Raw genomic sequence first — 969 nt, 5'->3', positions numbered from 1 at the left:
ACAAGTGGCGGTCAAAGACCATCGTTAATGAGAAAGAAGTGGAATTCTTTGGACATCCCTGCTGTAAAGCCACTTTAAAGCAAAGATTGCACAAAGTCTGAGAGACGGTTCATGCCCTTTTCAATGGTCGGAATGTCGGTGGCATAGGAGAGACGAATGTTGTCATCAGCCCCAAAGGCACTCCCTGGAATTGCCGCCACCTGATGAGATTGCAGCAACTTTTCGCAAAATTCTAAGGACTTTAAGCCGGTTTTACTGATATCGACAAATAGATAAAAAGCGCCCTCAGGCTTGGGGCCAGACAGTCCCGGAATTCCATAAAGATGCTCTAGCATCCCCTGACGACGGTTGGCAAACGCCTGCCGCTTTTGTTCAACGCAGTCTGGAGACCCTTCTAGAGCAGCAACACCGCCGTATTGAGCAAAGGTGCAGACGTTGGAAGTACTGTGACTTTGAATACTGGTGACTGCTTTGATTAACTCCACCGGGCCAACTAAATATCCCAACCGCCAGCCGGTCATCGCATAGGCCTTGGCAAACCCACTGCTGACGATGGTGTGTTGATATGTTTCCGGTCCTACCGCCCCAATACTTAAATGTTCAGCATCATCGTAGAGAATTTTTTCATAAATTTCATCTGAAACCACCAAAATATCTTCCTCTACCACTACCTTAGCGATCGCCCGGATTTCATCCGGGGTGTAGACCATGCCAGTGGGATTAGAAGGGGAATTGAGAATAAACAGCCGGGTTTTGGGGGTCACTGCTTGCCGCAGTTGGGACGGCGTGATCTTAAACCTGGCTTGGGCATTGGTTTCGACAATCACAGGGATACCCCCCGCAAGCTTGACCATTTCTGGATAGCTCAACCAGTAAGGGGCAGGAATAATCACCTCCTCCCCCGGCTCCAATAGGGCCAGCATTAAGTTAAACAGGGATTGCTTGCCGCCATTGGTGACCAGAACATTT

The 969-nt window shown here is 49.1% G+C and carries 1 protein-coding gene; it reads right to left on the bottom strand.

Features of this window, described 5'->3' with window-relative positions:
* Window positions 1–74: 74 nt before the first annotated feature.
* Window positions 75–969 (bottom strand): pyridoxal phosphate-dependent aminotransferase (locus AC2VE5_RS28305; protein ID WP_486890828.1); only part of this gene is annotated, 895 nt, incomplete at its 5' end.

Source organism: Aliterella sp. E5.1 (assembly GCF_057473825.1).
This window is presented reverse-complemented; position numbering and strand designations above follow the sequence as displayed.